The sequence below is a fragment of the Pseudomonas sp. LBUM1649 genome (assembly GCF_059716155.1).
The window spans coordinates 437339-450263 of sequence record NZ_CP166807.1 but is presented as its reverse complement, the minus strand read 5'-3'; the positions used below and the strand labels follow the sequence as shown (position 1 = coordinate 450263).

The window sequence follows — 12925 nt, the reverse complement described above, 5'->3', positions numbered from 1 at the left end:
AACGTGCTGCGAAAGCCCGTTGAAGGGTGTGCCTGATGATGCGTTTCCTGCTACTCGGGTGCATCCTGTTGCTGAGCGCCTGCGCCAGCCAGGCGCCGTTGCCCGAGCAGACCCCGAGCGTGGCGTTGCCGCTGCAATTGCACATCAAGCGCCTGCAAGCCGAACAACGACTGGATTGGGTACTGGTCATCCAGCGTGAAGGCCCTGCCATACGCTGGTCGATGATGGACTTGCTGGGTATTCCGCAGGCCCGTCTGAAACTGATCGATGGCCGTTGGCACGCCGATGGCCTGTTGCCGCCTAACCCGGAAGCCCGGGAGCTGTTCGCCGCGTTGCTGTTTGCGCTGACACCCAGGGATGAACTGCCTGGCAACTACCCAGAGGCGTGGCAACACGGGGCGCAACGCTCGCTACCAGAGCGCTGGGCCGTCCGTTACTCACAACCATTGAGCTTTGAATTGAACCTGCCCAAAGGCCCGAAATATCAAATCACGCCCCTGAGCGGTGATACACCATGACGGCCTACCTCAATGCCCTCGGGGTCGTCTGCGCCCTGGGCCGCGACAAGCACGAAGTCGCGCGCAACCTGTTTGCCGGCGATTGCTCCGGCATGCGCAGCGAGGCCGGTTGGGTGGCGGAACGGTCGTTGCCAGTGGGCGCGGTCCCTGGCGAACTCGTGCCGATTCCCGCAGAGCTGACCCGCCAGCGCAGCCGCAACAATCAACTGCTGATGGAGGCCGTGCTGCAAATTCGCGGCGACATCGATCAGGCCATCCAGGCCTACGGCTGCGACCGCATCGGTATCGTGCTGGGCACCAGTACTTCGGGCATCGACGAAGCCAGTCAGGGCCTGGCCCGCTATGTGCGCGAACAGCAATTCCCGGCCGAATACGATTACCAGCAACAGGAACTCGGCGCACCGGCGAATTTTCTCGCCGACTGGCTGCAATTGAGCGGCCCGGCCTATGTGATTTCCACCGCCTGCACCTCCAGCGCACGCGCATTGATGAGTGCCCAGCGCCTGCTCGACCTGGGCGTGTGCGACGTGGTGCTGTGCGGCGGTGTTGACACACTGTGCAAGCTGACCCTCAACGGGTTCTCGGCACTCGAAGCGGTGTCCGGGCAACGCTGCAATCCGTTTTCGGTGAACCGCAACGGCATCAATATCGGCGAAGCGGCCGTGTTGTTCCTGATGAGCAAACAGCCTGGCGAAAGCCAACCGATTGCCCTGCTGGGCAGTGGCGCCAGTTCCGATGCGCACCACATTTCCGCGCCGGAACCCACCGGCCGCGGCGCCCAACAGGCGATGCGCAAGGCGTTGAGCCGGGCCAGACTGCAACCTGAGCAGATCGCCTACCTGAACCTGCATGGCACCGCCACCCAACACAACGACGCCATGGAAAGCCACGCGGTGGCGGCATTGTTCCCGGCCGGCGTCCCCTGTTCTTCGACCAAACCCATGACCGGTCATACCCTTGGCGCGGCCGGCGCGCTGGAAGCCGCGTTCTGCTGGTTGAGCCTGAGTGACGACAATCGCGAGCACAGCCTGGCGCCGCATGTCTGGGACGGCCAACCCGATCCCGAACTGCCCGCCCTGAAATGGGTGACTCCCGCCGATCGCCTGGCGTCCACTGGACCTCGCTACCTGATGAGCAATTCCTTCGCCTTCGGTGGCAACAACGTCAGCCTGATTATCGGAGACGCCCCATGATTGACTGGCCGCTCGCCGAACTGCTGCCCCATGCTGGCGATATGATCCTCATCGATCAGATCCTGGCATTCGATGAAGAGCAGATTCATACCCGCCTCAGGGTCAAGCCCGACGGGCTGTTCAACCTCCCCGACGGCAGCCTGCCGGCCTGGGTCGGGATTGAGCTGATGGCCCAGAGCGTCGCGGCCTTCGCCGGTTGCCATGCGCGCCAGCGTGGCGATGCAGTGGAACTGGGCTTTTTGCTCGGTTCTCGCAAGTTCGAATGCAACGTCGACCGTTTCCCCGCCGGCACCGAGCTGACCCTGCATGGCATCCGCTCGCTGGAAGATGACAACGGCATGGGCGTGTTCGAATGCCACATCAACGCACCCGGCATTCACGCCAGCGCCCGACTGAACGTGTATCGCCCGCCTCAGGCGGCTCAATATCTCCATGAATCCGAAGGAGTCCAGTCATGACTGAATTCGTACTGGTCACCGGTTCCAGCCGTGGCATCGGCCGCGCCATCGCCCTGCGCCTGGCCCAGGCGGGGCATGACATCGTGCTGCATTGCCGCAGCGGCCTGGCGGATGCTCAAGCCGTGCAAGTCGAAATCGAGGCTCTGGGTCGCACCGCGCGCATCCTGCAATTCGATGTCTCCGACCGCGCCGGTTGCAAGGCCATTCTTGAGGCCGACGTCGAAACCCATGGCGCCTATTACGGCGTGGTGCTCAACGCCGGGCTGACGCGTGACGGTGCTTTTCCGGCGCTGAGCGAGGATGATTGGGATGTGGTGATGCGCACCAACCTGGACGGTTTCTACAACGTGCTGCACCCGTTGACGATGCCGATGATCCGTCGGCGCGCCGCCGGGCGGATTGTCTGCATCACCTCGGTGTCCGGCTTGATCGGCAATCGCGGTCAGGTCAACTACAGTGCCTCGAAGGCCGGATTGATCGGCGCCGCGAAGGCGTTGGCGATCGAGTTGGGCAAGCGCAAGATCACCGTCAACTGTGTCGCACCCGGCCTGATCGACACAGCCATGCTCGATGAAAACGTGCCGGTGGAAGAAATGATTAAGATGATCCCCGCACAACGCATGGGCACCCCTGAAGAGGTGGCCGGCGCGGTGAATTTCCTGATGTCGGCGGAAGCCTCGTACATCACCCGGCAGGTTCTGGCCGTCAATGGAGGCCTGTGCTGATGAAACGCGTTGTCGTCACCGGCATGGCCGGCATCACCTCGCTGGGCAGCGATTGGGCAACCATCGCCGGCCATTTCGCGGCCAACCGCAGCGGCATCCGTCGAATGGATGAATGGGACCGCTTCACCGAACTCAATACGCGCCTGGCCGGGCCTATCGATGACTTCAAGGTGCCCAGCCACTGGACGCGCAAACAACTGCGCAGCATGGGCCGCGTTTCACGGCTGGCCGTCGGCGCGGCGGAGCAGGCGCTGGCCGACGCCGGATTGCTCGGTGACGAATCGATCAAGGACGGGCGCATGGGCGTTGCCTGCGGCTCCTCCACCGGCAGCACCGACGAAATCAAGGCGTTCGGCAACATGCTGCTCAACTCGGTGGCCGAAGGCCTGAACGCCAATTCCTACGTGCGCATGATGCCGCACACCACGGCGGCCAACATCAGCATCTTCTTCGGCCTCACCGGCCGCCTGATCCCCACTTCCAGCGCTTGCACCAGCGGCAGCCAGGGCATCGGCTATGCCTACGAAGCCATCAAATTCGGCCGTCTGCCGCTGATGCTCGCCGGCGGTGCCGAGGAACTGTGCCCGACCGAAGCCATGGTCTTCGACGCGCTCTACGCCACCAGCCTGAAAAACAATGCCCCGCACACCACCCCGCGCCCCTACGACAAAGGGCGCGACGGCCTGGTGATCGGTGAAGGCGGCGGCATGCTGGTGCTCGAAGAACTGGAACACGCCCTGGCGCGGGGTGCCCGTATTCATGCCGAACTCGTCGGTTTCGGCAGCAATGCCGACGGCCAGCACACCACCCGCCCGGAGCAAGTCACCATGCGCCGCGCCATGGAGCTGGCCCTGGAAGACGCGGGCTTGAGCCCTGCCGACATCGGCTACGTCAACGGTCACGGCACCGCCACCGAACAGGGCGACATCGCCGAAACCCTGGCCACCAGCAGCCTGTTCGGCGAACACATGCCGATCAGTTCACAAAAGAGCTTCCTCGGCCACACCCTTGGCGCCTGTGGCGCGCTTGAGTCCTGGTTCAGCATCGAAATGATGAACAGCGATCTGTATGCACACACCCTGAACCTTGATGAAGTCGACCCGCACTGCGGCAAGCTGGACTACCTGCGTGGCGAGTTTCGGCAGATGAGTAATCAGTTTGTGATGAACAATAATTTTGCGTTTGGCGGGGTTAATACGTCGCTGATTTTCAAGCGCTGGTCGTAGGAGCTGCCGCAGGCTGCGATCTTTTGATCTTGCCTTTAAAAATCAAAAGATCGCAGCCTCGTTGGGGGGCACTTCAATCCCCTGTGGGAGCGAGCCTGCTCGCGATGGATTTCAACGATAACGCGTGTTGCCTGAATGAACGCGTTGTTCGGACGATTTTCGCGAGCAGGCTCGCTCCCACAAGGATTTCGCCTCCCGAGCGTGCGCGATGGTCTTCAGCGCTTTGGCGATAAATGCAGGATCATCTCCACCCACCTCCATGCAAGCACGCAGATATTCTGCAATGTCCTCTTCGGTCTTCAGGTATTCGGCAGAGTCCCAGCGGCTGAAGTGATCGGTCATGGCGGATCAAGGTTATCCAACACCCGATTCACCGCCAGTTCTCCCAGCATGATCGATTGCTGAATTCCCAGCAGTGTATGACCCTGCGACCCCTTCAGGTCCCTGGCGAAGTCGCTCGCCATGACATTCGCGGATGCCAGTGAAACGCAGGCGTATTCCAGCAGGGTGTGGTTGTCGATATCGGGGGCGATGATGAAGAGGGGGCTGGGTTGGTGTGGCGCGTCCGGATCGGTGTCCGGTGGATTTGGCGTATTGGTCATGATTCAGCGTCCTGAAAGTGGGGAGCCACACCGAATCGCTACTGATGAAAAGGGTGGCAGCTGTACGCAGGTTAGTAGACCGGGTTACACGAACCGGCGCGCCCTAAGGCGCCCTGCGCACAGCTACCGTCAAGGGCAGGTATGGGCATACCTGCCTATCAGGAGCGCCAATGCGCTTCGCATAACAACGGGCTACTAAACCCGATCACTGACCATCAGTGACGCGAATCAAGTTAGCGATGCCCCTCAAAGCGCACAAGCCGGCGGATTCTGGAGTAGTTGTAGGCAACGCCGCAAGGCGCTGTAGCCTCTCCGGGATAGTTCAGAAATGTCCCACGAGCAGCGGCGAAAACTCTGACCTGTAGGAGCGAGCCTGCTCGCGATGGTCGTTAACGATGACGCGGGGTTCCTGGGTGCACGCGGCGTTCGTTGGTCCATCGCGAGCATGCTCGCTCCTACAGGGACGGTGCAGCCGTCATGGCTTCAACGGCTCAACCTTCCTCGTCAACAACTCCACAAACGCCCGCGCCATCGCCGATTTCTGGTCCTTGCGCTGCACCAGCCACACCGCCGACACCGCCGCCGGATCGAGCAGCGGTCGATAGACCACGCCGTCAATGCGCATCCGCTGATAAGACGCCGGCAGCACCGACACGCCCAGGCCCGCTGCCACCAACCCAATAATGGTCATCGCCTCGCCGGCCTCTTGGGCGAAGTGCGGGCTGAAGCCGACGTCACGGGCCAGGCTGAGTAACTGCGCGTACAGGCCACTGCCGTAGCTGCGTGGGAAAAACACAAAAGGCTCAAGGGCCAGCGCTGACAGAAACAATCCTTCTTCACTGCCATTGGCCAATGGATGCTTGGTGCTGAGAACGGCGACCAATGGCTCGCGCATCAATTCTACAACACTGAGGCAGTCCGGCAGCCCGAGCGGGCGCATGATCCCGACTTCGATCGACTCATCCACCAGCGCATCGGCCACCTGGGTGCTGCTCATTTCCCGCAGGTTCAAGTGCACTGCCGGAAAACGCTGGCGAAACGAAAATATCGCCTGGGGAATCGTTGAGTTGAACGGTGCCGACGAGGTGAAGCCGATTTTCAGTTCGCCCAACTCGCCCAACTGTGCCCGCCGCGCAACATCCGCCGCCTTGTCGACCTGCGCCAACACCAACCGCGCCTCTTCCAGGAACAATCGACCGGCCTCGCTCAGCTCGACCCGACGATTGGTGCGCTCGAACAAGCGTGCGCCGACTTCCTGCTCCAGCGCCTGAATCTGCTGGCTCAGCGGCGGTTGCGAGATGCCCAGCACCTGTGCGGCGCGGCCGAAATGCAGTTCTTCGGCGACGGCGATGAAGTAACGCAGATGACGCAATTCCATGAAAACTCCATTAGGTCGTTAAAGCTATCAAACAGGTCGAACAATATATTGGATTGAATCATTAGCCAGCTATATGCTTTTTTCATTGCCTGACCGGCTGCGCTCCTCCGAGGTCCAACGTGAAAACTGCTGTCGCTCCACTCGCTCATGAAGTTCCACCCGCCGCACAGGGCGAAGTCGTTGCTGAGCTGGCACAGATCTACATCGAAAAAGGCACCCCGGCGTTCATGCGCACCGTGTTGGCGCTGTTCTGCGGCGGCTTCGCCACCTTCGCCCTGCTCTACTGCGTGCAACCGATGATGCCGCTGTTGTCCCACGAATACTCCATCAACGCGGCACAGAGCAGCCTGATCCTGTCGGTGGCCACGGGCATGCTTGCCATCGGCCTGCTGATCACCGGCCCGATCTCCGACCGTGTCGGACGTAAACCGGTGATGGTTGCAGCGCTGTTCGCCGCCGCACTGTGCACCATGGCCAGCGCGATGATGCCGAGCTGGCACGGTGTCCTGGCGATGCGTGCGCTGATTGGATTGTCATTGAGCGGTCTGGCAGCGGTTGCGATGACCTATTTGAGCGAAGAGATTCACCCGCAGCACATCGGCCTCGCCATGGGTTTGTACATCGGCGGCAATGCCATCGGCGGGATGAGCGGGCGCTTGATCACCGGCGTGCTGATCGACTTCGTCAGCTGGCACACGGCAATGCTGGTGATCGGCGGTCTGGCGCTGATTGCGGCAGCGGTGTTCTGGAAAATCCTCCCCGAATCGCGCAACTTCCGCCCCCGCTCGCTGCACCCGCGCAGCCTGGTCGACGGTTTCACCATGCACTTTCGCGACGCCGGCCTGCCGCTGCTGTTCCTCGAAGCCTTCGTGCTGATGGGTGCATTCGTCACCTTGTTCAACTACATCGGCTACCGCCTGCTGGCCGAGCCGTATCACATGGAACAGGCCTTCGTCGGATTACTCTCGGTGGTGTACCTCTCGGGTATCTACAGCTCGGCGAAAATCGGCTCGCTGGCCGACAAAATCGGCCGCCGCAAAGTGCTCTGGAGCACTATCGCGCTGATGATCGGCGGTCTCGCCCTGACGATGTTTACGCCATTGCCGCTGGTCATCATCGGCATGCTGGTCTTCACGTTCGGCTTCTTCGGTGCCCACTCGGTCGCCAGCAGCTGGATCGGCCGCCGTGCCACCAAGGCCAAGGGCCAGGCATCGTCCTTGTACCTGTTCAGCTACTACGCCGGGGGGAGCATTGCCGGTACGGCGGGCGGCGTGTTCTGGCACTTGGGCGGCTGGAATGGCATCGGTCTGTTCATTGGTGGACTGCTGGTGGTGGCATTACTGGTCGCCTTGAAGCTGGCGAAGTTGCCGCCACTGTCGGGAGCCGGCGCGACTATCTGAGCACCATCCGCGCCTCCAGCACCGCGTTGCGCTTTTCCAGGGTCAAGGATTGCAGCACAGTGCCATTGCGTTCGATGCGGTCCAGCCATGCCAGCAAGGCCTTGACGTCACCGCGCAGACTCAGGCGCAACTGATCGCCGTCGGTGTTGACCTGATGCAGTTCGAGTCCCGCCTCGGTGGCGCTTTCGCTGACGTGTAGCGACAGCGGCCGAGTGACAGGCTCGATCGTGCTGCGCGGACGCGCCAGTTGCAGTTGCGCCGCCAGTGCCAGTTGCTGATGATACTGACGCTCGGCCGTCGCCAGACGCTGCTGCGTCGGTTGCCAGACCAGGCTGAATGCCGCGATGCCAAAGGCAAGCGCCCCCGACATCAGCAACAGCCGTCGTTCGCGCAGCGACAGACGTTGCCAGCGCTGCAGCAGCGCCGGCCATGTGATCAACCCGTTCAGCTTCATGCGCCTTGCTCCAGGGTCAGGGTCGCCTGCACCCGATCGCCTTCCTTGCTCGCACTGTCGAGTCGCACAGGCAAACCTTGCTGACGGCCACGTTCACGCAATAACTCCAGTTCGGTAAAACTATTGGCGGTCAGCCGGACTTTCCAACCATCGCTTTCGCGAAATTCAATGCGCTGGACATCGACATTGCTGGCGCCGATGACTTGCTCGACGAGTTTGACCAGCCCGGCGATATGGCCGTCCTGGGGGGCCGAATTTTGGTTTTGCAACGCCTTGAGTTGTAACGCCAGGTCAACGATGCGGGTCTGGTCCGGATAAAGCGCCTTGAATTGCTGCTCGTTGAGGTTGTAGAGCTGACGGGTCTGGCTTTGGACAAAGCCGATCCGTGCCTCGCTGGCGCCCCAGTCGAGCAGCAACAGCGCCAGCACGACCAGCCCGCCGAGACGCCAGGGCAGCCGCTTTCGCGGCGCAGCGAAATCACCGTGCAACAGGTTGATTGCCTGTCCGGGCAGCGAGGTCAGCCACTGATCGATATCAGTGAAGTCCTGACGCTCGTCGCGCCACTGAACGTCCATGGGCAAGCCTGGCTTGAGCGCCACCAAACCGTCATCCGACAAGGTCAGGCGAGCAGGCAAGCCGCCACCGAGCAACCAGCGGCCAAACCACCAGATACCGAGCGCCTGGTCACGAGGCAACACATCGGCATCGACAAACACAGATCGCACTTCAATACCCACTTCGGCCAGCAGCGCGAGCACAGCAGCAAATCGTTCGCGGTCGATCACCATCACCGGATAGCGACCTTGTGAATCGCGCGTACCGGTGCTCAGGTGCAGCTTTTCCAGCGCTTCGCTCAACTGCTCTTCGACGGCGAAGGCGATGGCCTGGGCATCAGGCTGGCGCCTGGACGGCCATGGATCGCTGAGCAACCAACTGCACAGTTCCATGGGCAACAGCACATCGACCGCCTGCCCAGCCAGTGCCTGTGCAGCTTGATCCAAGGGCAAGCGCTGCCTTTTGCCGGTCGACGTCCATAGGCAACAAGGCCAGGCGAGCGTGGGTAAGGCCAAGCCTTCGGCTGTCAGGTAAAGCCAGGTTTTCATTGCTGTATCTCGCTTGCATTCGAGGGTAGAACACGCCGTTGCAGGATGTTCAACTGACGCGTCTTTGGGTCGCGTTCGACATCGGTGGCCAGCCGCAGATGACCCTGCCCCTGGGTCACGTGAACGGTGATCCGGTACCAGCGGCTGTCAACGCCCAGGCCATGGCTGCTCAAGCCCAAGCCGGATAACAGCGGGTCCTGAGTAAAGGCTTGAACGCTTGGCCAGCCTGCCGCGGAACGCTGGCGTACCAGGGCTTCGGCCGTTGTGCGCTCGACACCGTCGAGCGTGCGCAATACCAGCGCCGGCGCCGTGTTGATGTTCGTCGCAGCCTCTACCGGTAACAGTGCGACCCAGGGCGCCAGGCGACGCAACAGCTCAGCGTCGACACCGGGAAGCAGTCGCAGCTGGCTGAGCTCGCGCAGCGCCCCCACTTGCTCCAGTTGCAACGACGGCAGTTCGAGCAGCGCCAGCAAACGCGTCCAGCGATTGAGCGTGACTTGATCGATCTGGCCCTGAATCAACAGGGCATTGAGGTTGAAACGCCCGGCCAGGTCCTCGATATCGACGCGTATCTGTGCGTCTTCAACGGCGAAAGCGCTGGACGGGTCAACAATCGGCTCGCTGTCTTTTTGCTGAGCCATGAGCAACGCCAGGCCCCAGGTTTCCCCGGCCACACCGAGTTGCCGCAGGTGCATCTGCTGTAACTGTTGCCCAGTGCTTTGCAGCAATGCGCGATGGCTGCGTAGCATGCCGCCGATGATTAACAGCGCCAGGCTCATGACCAGCAACACACTGATCAACGCAACGCCACGTTGACCTGCCCTCATGGCAGTGCCCCCGGCAATAACAGCACCCGGCGGATCGCCTCGAAACGCCCTGCCGACATTTGCATTTCCACCGCCAGGGGCGCCTTCAGGTTCTGCCCGGACGGCCAATCACCACGCCAACCGACCTGACTGTCGTACAGACGCCAGCGCACGTCTCGAACATCGTCGAGCAGTTTTTGCCGCTGCACGTTCCGGGCCCCTTCTGCCCGGCTGTCGCGCCATAGGACGCCGTTGTCGAGTCGATAGGTCAGCAGCTGTCGTTCACTGCGCGGCAAGTCCAGCGGATTACGCCAATTGCTGCGCAACAGCTGCAACTGCGACGGGTCAGGCACGACAGGCTGCTGCGCGATGTGCAGCAGGTCGCGCTCAATCACTGCCACGGCGCGTTGCAGGTTTCTGAGTTCTCGTTCGTGGCTCAGGGTGCCCTGCTGCACGCGCACCACACCGTCGAACAGCGTCCAGCTGGCCAGACCCAGCAAGGCGAAAATCGCAATGGCAATGACCAGTTCCAGCAGGGTGAATCCGCCTTGCTCATTCATGACGATTGGCTATCCAGCCACTGGCGCGGAACAGGGTATGGTCCCGACCGGCAAGGCCGACCTCGACCTCGACCGGCAACCCATGCGGATCGCTCGCCTCACCGACGGATTGACGCACAACCCAGTCGCGATCCCCCATGCTCACCACCCGTTGTGGCTGTGCAATTACGGGGAACGATTGCAGGCGCAACTCGTTCAGCTGGTTGTCTGCCACCCAGGCCGCGAGAAGGCGCTCCTCGGCAGCGCCTGCCTGCCTCACCACGTACTGGCTGGCGGACAGCACCGCCGTCGCCAGGGTCGCGAAAATCGCCAGGGCCACCATGACTTCAAGTAAGGTGAATCCCCCCATTCGAGGCATGAACGACGGCTCAGTCATCGATCATGACCTCACCGATGCCATCGCTGGTCAGGGTCGCCCAGATCCTGTCTTTGCCAGCGACTGTCAGTGTGAAGCTGCTGGTTTCATCGCTGCTGTACAGCAGAATCTGCGGATGACCGGCGTCAGCGCCCAGCCTCATGGAATACCCCTCCTGCTCAAGGCTCAGTCGCAAGCTCTCGGGCCATCGATAGAAAGCTGCCAACGGCTCCCAGCCAGAGTCATCGAGGCGCATTGACCGGTACCCTTCGACGCTCAGCCGCAGACCGTACTCCCGGCCCTCGAGCACTGCCTGTTCCCGCAGTTGGCGGATGACGCCAGCCAGGGCACCCGCTTCCTGCCTGGCTTGCTGTGCCGGGTTAACGCCAGTGGCAAGACTCACCATGCCCACCAGAACGCCGATCAAGACGATCACAATCATCATTTCCAGCAAGGTAAATCCCCGACAGCGGCGCGGCATGCTTCAACCACCCCAATTGCCGATTTCCGCCGCGTGCCCTTCGCCACCCGCTACGCCATCGGACCCGAGGGAATACAAGTCGTAGCCGCCATCGACCGATTTAACGCCAGGATTGAGGTACTGATAGGGCGTGCCCCACGGATCAACGGGCAAGCTTTTCAGGTAACCCTGAGGGTTCCAGCTCCTCGCCGCCGGCATCCCGGAAGGACGATTGCTCAAGGCCTCCAGCCCTTGTTGCGTGGAGGGATAGTGGAAGTTGTCGAGGCGATACATTTCCAGGGCGGTGCCAATGGCCTGGAGATCGACTTTGGCGGCGGTGACTTTGGCCTGGTCGGGACGGCTCATGAACTGCGGCACCACGATTGCCCCCAGGATGCCGATGATGACCACGACCACCATGATCTCTATCAGGGTAAAACCGTGCTGGGAAGTTCTGTGACGTAAAGCGTTCATGGGTCAATTCACCAATTGATTGAGGCTGAGAATCGGAAGCAGAATGGCCAGGACAATCAGCAGCACGACGCCGCCCATCAACACGAGCATGGCCGGCTCGAACAGGCTCACCACCAGGGCAATACGTGCCGCCAGGCTGCTTTCCTGTTGTTCGGCGGCGCGGGCCAGCATGCGATCGAGTTCGCCCGCACGCTCGCCACTGGCGATCATGTGCAGCATCATCGGCGGGATGTCGCCGCTCAGTTCCAGGCCATGGCTCAGGGTTCCACCTTCGCGGACCGAGCGGGCGACATCGGTCATCCGTGCACGGATGGTCAGGTTGCCGATCACGGCAGCGGCGATTTCCAGTGCGTCGACCAAGGGCACGGCGCTTTTGCCGAGGATGGCCAGGGTGCTGGCAAATCGTGCGGCTTCCATCGCTCGAAGCACGTCGCCAAAGACCGGCAAGTTCAACGCCAGGCGATGCCAGCGCAGGCGCCAGACCCGTTGGCGCAAGCTCCAGCGCCAGAGGGCGATCAGCAGCGCCAGCGCGACGATCAACAGCAGGCCATGGTTGCGCAACCCGTCACTGGTAGCGATCAACGCCCGAGTCAACCACGGCAACGGTTGGCCGCTTTCGACGAAAATCTTCACCACGTCCGGCACCACGTAACCGAGCAGAAAACCGACGATGACCACGCTGGCCAACATCAGGATCAAGGGGTACACCAGCGCCATCTGGATTTTTTGCCGTGAGGCCTGGCGAGCCTGGGTATACGCAGCCAATTGCTCCAGCACATGGCCAAGATGGCCGGAACGTTCGCCGGCGGCCACGGTGGCGCGGAACAGTTCAGGGAAGGCCTTGGGAAACTGCGCCAACGCAGCGGCCAAGGCATGACCTTCCATGACCCGGCTCCTGACCGCTGACAGCAAACTGGCAACCCGGCGCTTGACACTCTGTTTCGCTACGGCCTCAAGGGACTCCTCCAAGGGCAAACCAGCCTGAACCAGGGTGGACAACTGCAGCGTCAGCAGTGCCAGGTCGGCGGCACTCAATCGCCCTGCGCTGCCGGGCTTGTTTGCGCCTCCACCGACCCGGATTTCCTTCATGTCGCGCGGCCACAACCCGCGCTCACGCAACAGTTGCCGCGCATGACGGGGGTTTTCGGCCTCCAGCCGCCCCTTGCAACGGCGGCCCTGAACGTCATCGGCCCGGTAATCGAATGTCGGCATA

General features: G+C 61.8%; 17 protein-coding genes. 6 read left to right on the top strand and 11 right to left on the bottom strand.

Features of this window, described 5'->3' with window-relative positions; genetic code table 11:
• The first annotated feature begins 35 nt into the window (after positions 1–35).
• Genes ACA058_RS02005 through ACA058_RS01985 form a run of 5 tightly spaced genes read left to right on the top strand, consistent with a single transcriptional unit; the run spans position 36 to position 4120 of the window.
• Positions 36–518 (top strand): hypothetical protein, encoded by a 483-nt coding sequence (locus tag ACA058_RS02005; RefSeq protein ID WP_497637607.1) that lies wholly within the window; start codon positions 36–38, stop codon positions 516–518.
• Positions 515–1711: a beta-ketoacyl-[acyl-carrier-protein] synthase family protein gene (locus ACA058_RS02000; protein WP_497637606.1), complete on the top strand. Its 1197-nt coding sequence runs from the start codon at positions 515–517 to the stop codon at positions 1709–1711. The genes ACA058_RS02005 and ACA058_RS02000 overlap by 4 nt, the downstream gene beginning before the upstream one ends.
• Positions 1708–2169: a hotdog family protein gene (locus ACA058_RS01995; protein ID WP_497637605.1), complete on the top strand. Its 462-nt coding sequence runs from the start codon at positions 1708–1710 to the stop codon at positions 2167–2169. Before ACA058_RS02000 ends, ACA058_RS01995 begins: the two co-directional genes overlap by 4 nt.
• On the top strand, positions 2166–2894 hold the full coding sequence (locus tag ACA058_RS01990) for a 3-ketoacyl-ACP reductase FabG2 (RefSeq protein ID WP_497637604.1): 729 nt from the start codon (positions 2166–2168) through the stop codon (positions 2892–2894). The genes ACA058_RS01995 and ACA058_RS01990 overlap by 4 nt, the downstream gene beginning before the upstream one ends.
• A complete protein-coding gene (locus tag ACA058_RS01985) occupies positions 2894–4120 on the top strand; it encodes a beta-ketoacyl-ACP synthase (protein WP_497637603.1) in 1227 nt (408 codons plus the stop codon). Before ACA058_RS01990 ends, ACA058_RS01985 begins: the two co-directional genes overlap by 1 nt.
• Positions 4121–4231: 111 nt before the next feature.
• Here the strand turns inward: ACA058_RS01985 and ACA058_RS01980 are convergent, their stop codons facing one another.
• From ACA058_RS01980 to ACA058_RS01970, 3 genes are all read right to left on the bottom strand, one after another.
• Positions 4232–4462: a helix-turn-helix domain-containing transcriptional regulator gene (locus tag ACA058_RS01980; protein WP_497637602.1), complete on the bottom strand. Its 231-nt coding sequence runs from the start codon at positions 4460–4462 to the stop codon at positions 4232–4234.
• Complete coding sequence (locus ACA058_RS01975) at positions 4459–4722, bottom strand: DUF6124 family protein (protein ID WP_497637601.1); 264 nt, start codon at positions 4720–4722, stop codon at positions 4459–4461. The genes ACA058_RS01980 and ACA058_RS01975 overlap by 4 nt, the downstream gene beginning before the upstream one ends.
• A gap of 475 nt (positions 4723–5197) precedes the next feature.
• Positions 5198–6100 (bottom strand): LysR family transcriptional regulator, encoded by a 903-nt coding sequence (locus tag ACA058_RS01970; protein WP_497637600.1) that lies wholly within the window; start codon positions 6098–6100, stop codon positions 5198–5200.
• Positions 6101–6219: 119 nt separating this feature from the next.
• Between ACA058_RS01970 and ACA058_RS01965 the strand changes: the two genes are divergently transcribed.
• Complete coding sequence (locus ACA058_RS01965) at positions 6220–7500, top strand: MFS transporter (RefSeq protein WP_497637599.1); 1281 nt, start codon at positions 6220–6222, stop codon at positions 7498–7500.
• On the opposite strand, the gene ACA058_RS01960 is transcribed toward ACA058_RS01965, so the two are convergent.
• Genes ACA058_RS01960 through gspF form a run of 8 tightly spaced genes read right to left on the bottom strand, consistent with a single transcriptional unit; the run spans position 7493 to position 12924 of the window.
• On the bottom strand, positions 7493–7954 hold the full coding sequence (locus ACA058_RS01960) for a type II secretion system protein M (protein WP_497637598.1): 462 nt from the start codon (positions 7952–7954) through the stop codon (positions 7493–7495). The two genes, ACA058_RS01965 and ACA058_RS01960, sit on opposite strands and share 8 nt — an antisense overlap.
• A complete protein-coding gene (gspL, locus tag ACA058_RS01955) occupies positions 7951–9057 on the bottom strand; it encodes a type II secretion system protein GspL (RefSeq protein WP_497637597.1) in 1107 nt (368 codons plus the stop codon). The genes ACA058_RS01960 and gspL overlap by 4 nt, the downstream gene beginning before the upstream one ends.
• Complete coding sequence (locus ACA058_RS01950) at positions 9054–9884, bottom strand: type II secretion system protein GspK (RefSeq protein ID WP_497637596.1); 831 nt, start codon at positions 9882–9884, stop codon at positions 9054–9056. The genes gspL and ACA058_RS01950 overlap by 4 nt, the downstream gene beginning before the upstream one ends.
• Positions 9881–10423 (bottom strand): type II secretion system protein GspJ, encoded by a 543-nt coding sequence (locus ACA058_RS01945; RefSeq protein ID WP_497637595.1) that lies wholly within the window; start codon positions 10421–10423, stop codon positions 9881–9883. Before ACA058_RS01945 ends, ACA058_RS01950 begins: the two co-directional genes overlap by 4 nt.
• On the bottom strand, positions 10416–10799 hold the full coding sequence (gspI, locus tag ACA058_RS01940; protein WP_497637594.1) for a type II secretion system minor pseudopilin GspI: 384 nt from the start codon (positions 10797–10799) through the stop codon (positions 10416–10418). The genes ACA058_RS01945 and gspI overlap by 8 nt, the downstream gene beginning before the upstream one ends.
• On the bottom strand, positions 10792–11259 hold the full coding sequence (gene gspH, locus ACA058_RS01935) for a type II secretion system minor pseudopilin GspH (RefSeq protein ID WP_497637593.1): 468 nt from the start codon (positions 11257–11259) through the stop codon (positions 10792–10794). The genes gspI and gspH overlap by 8 nt, the downstream gene beginning before the upstream one ends.
• Before the next feature lie 3 nt (positions 11260–11262).
• A complete protein-coding gene (gene gspG / locus ACA058_RS01930; protein ID WP_497637592.1) occupies positions 11263–11712 on the bottom strand; it encodes a type II secretion system major pseudopilin GspG in 450 nt (149 codons plus the stop codon).
• 3 nt (positions 11713–11715) lie between these two features.
• Positions 11716–12924: a type II secretion system inner membrane protein GspF gene (gene gspF / locus ACA058_RS01925; RefSeq protein ID WP_497637591.1), complete on the bottom strand. Its 1209-nt coding sequence runs from the start codon at positions 12922–12924 to the stop codon at positions 11716–11718.
• Position 12925: the final 1 nt, after the last annotated feature.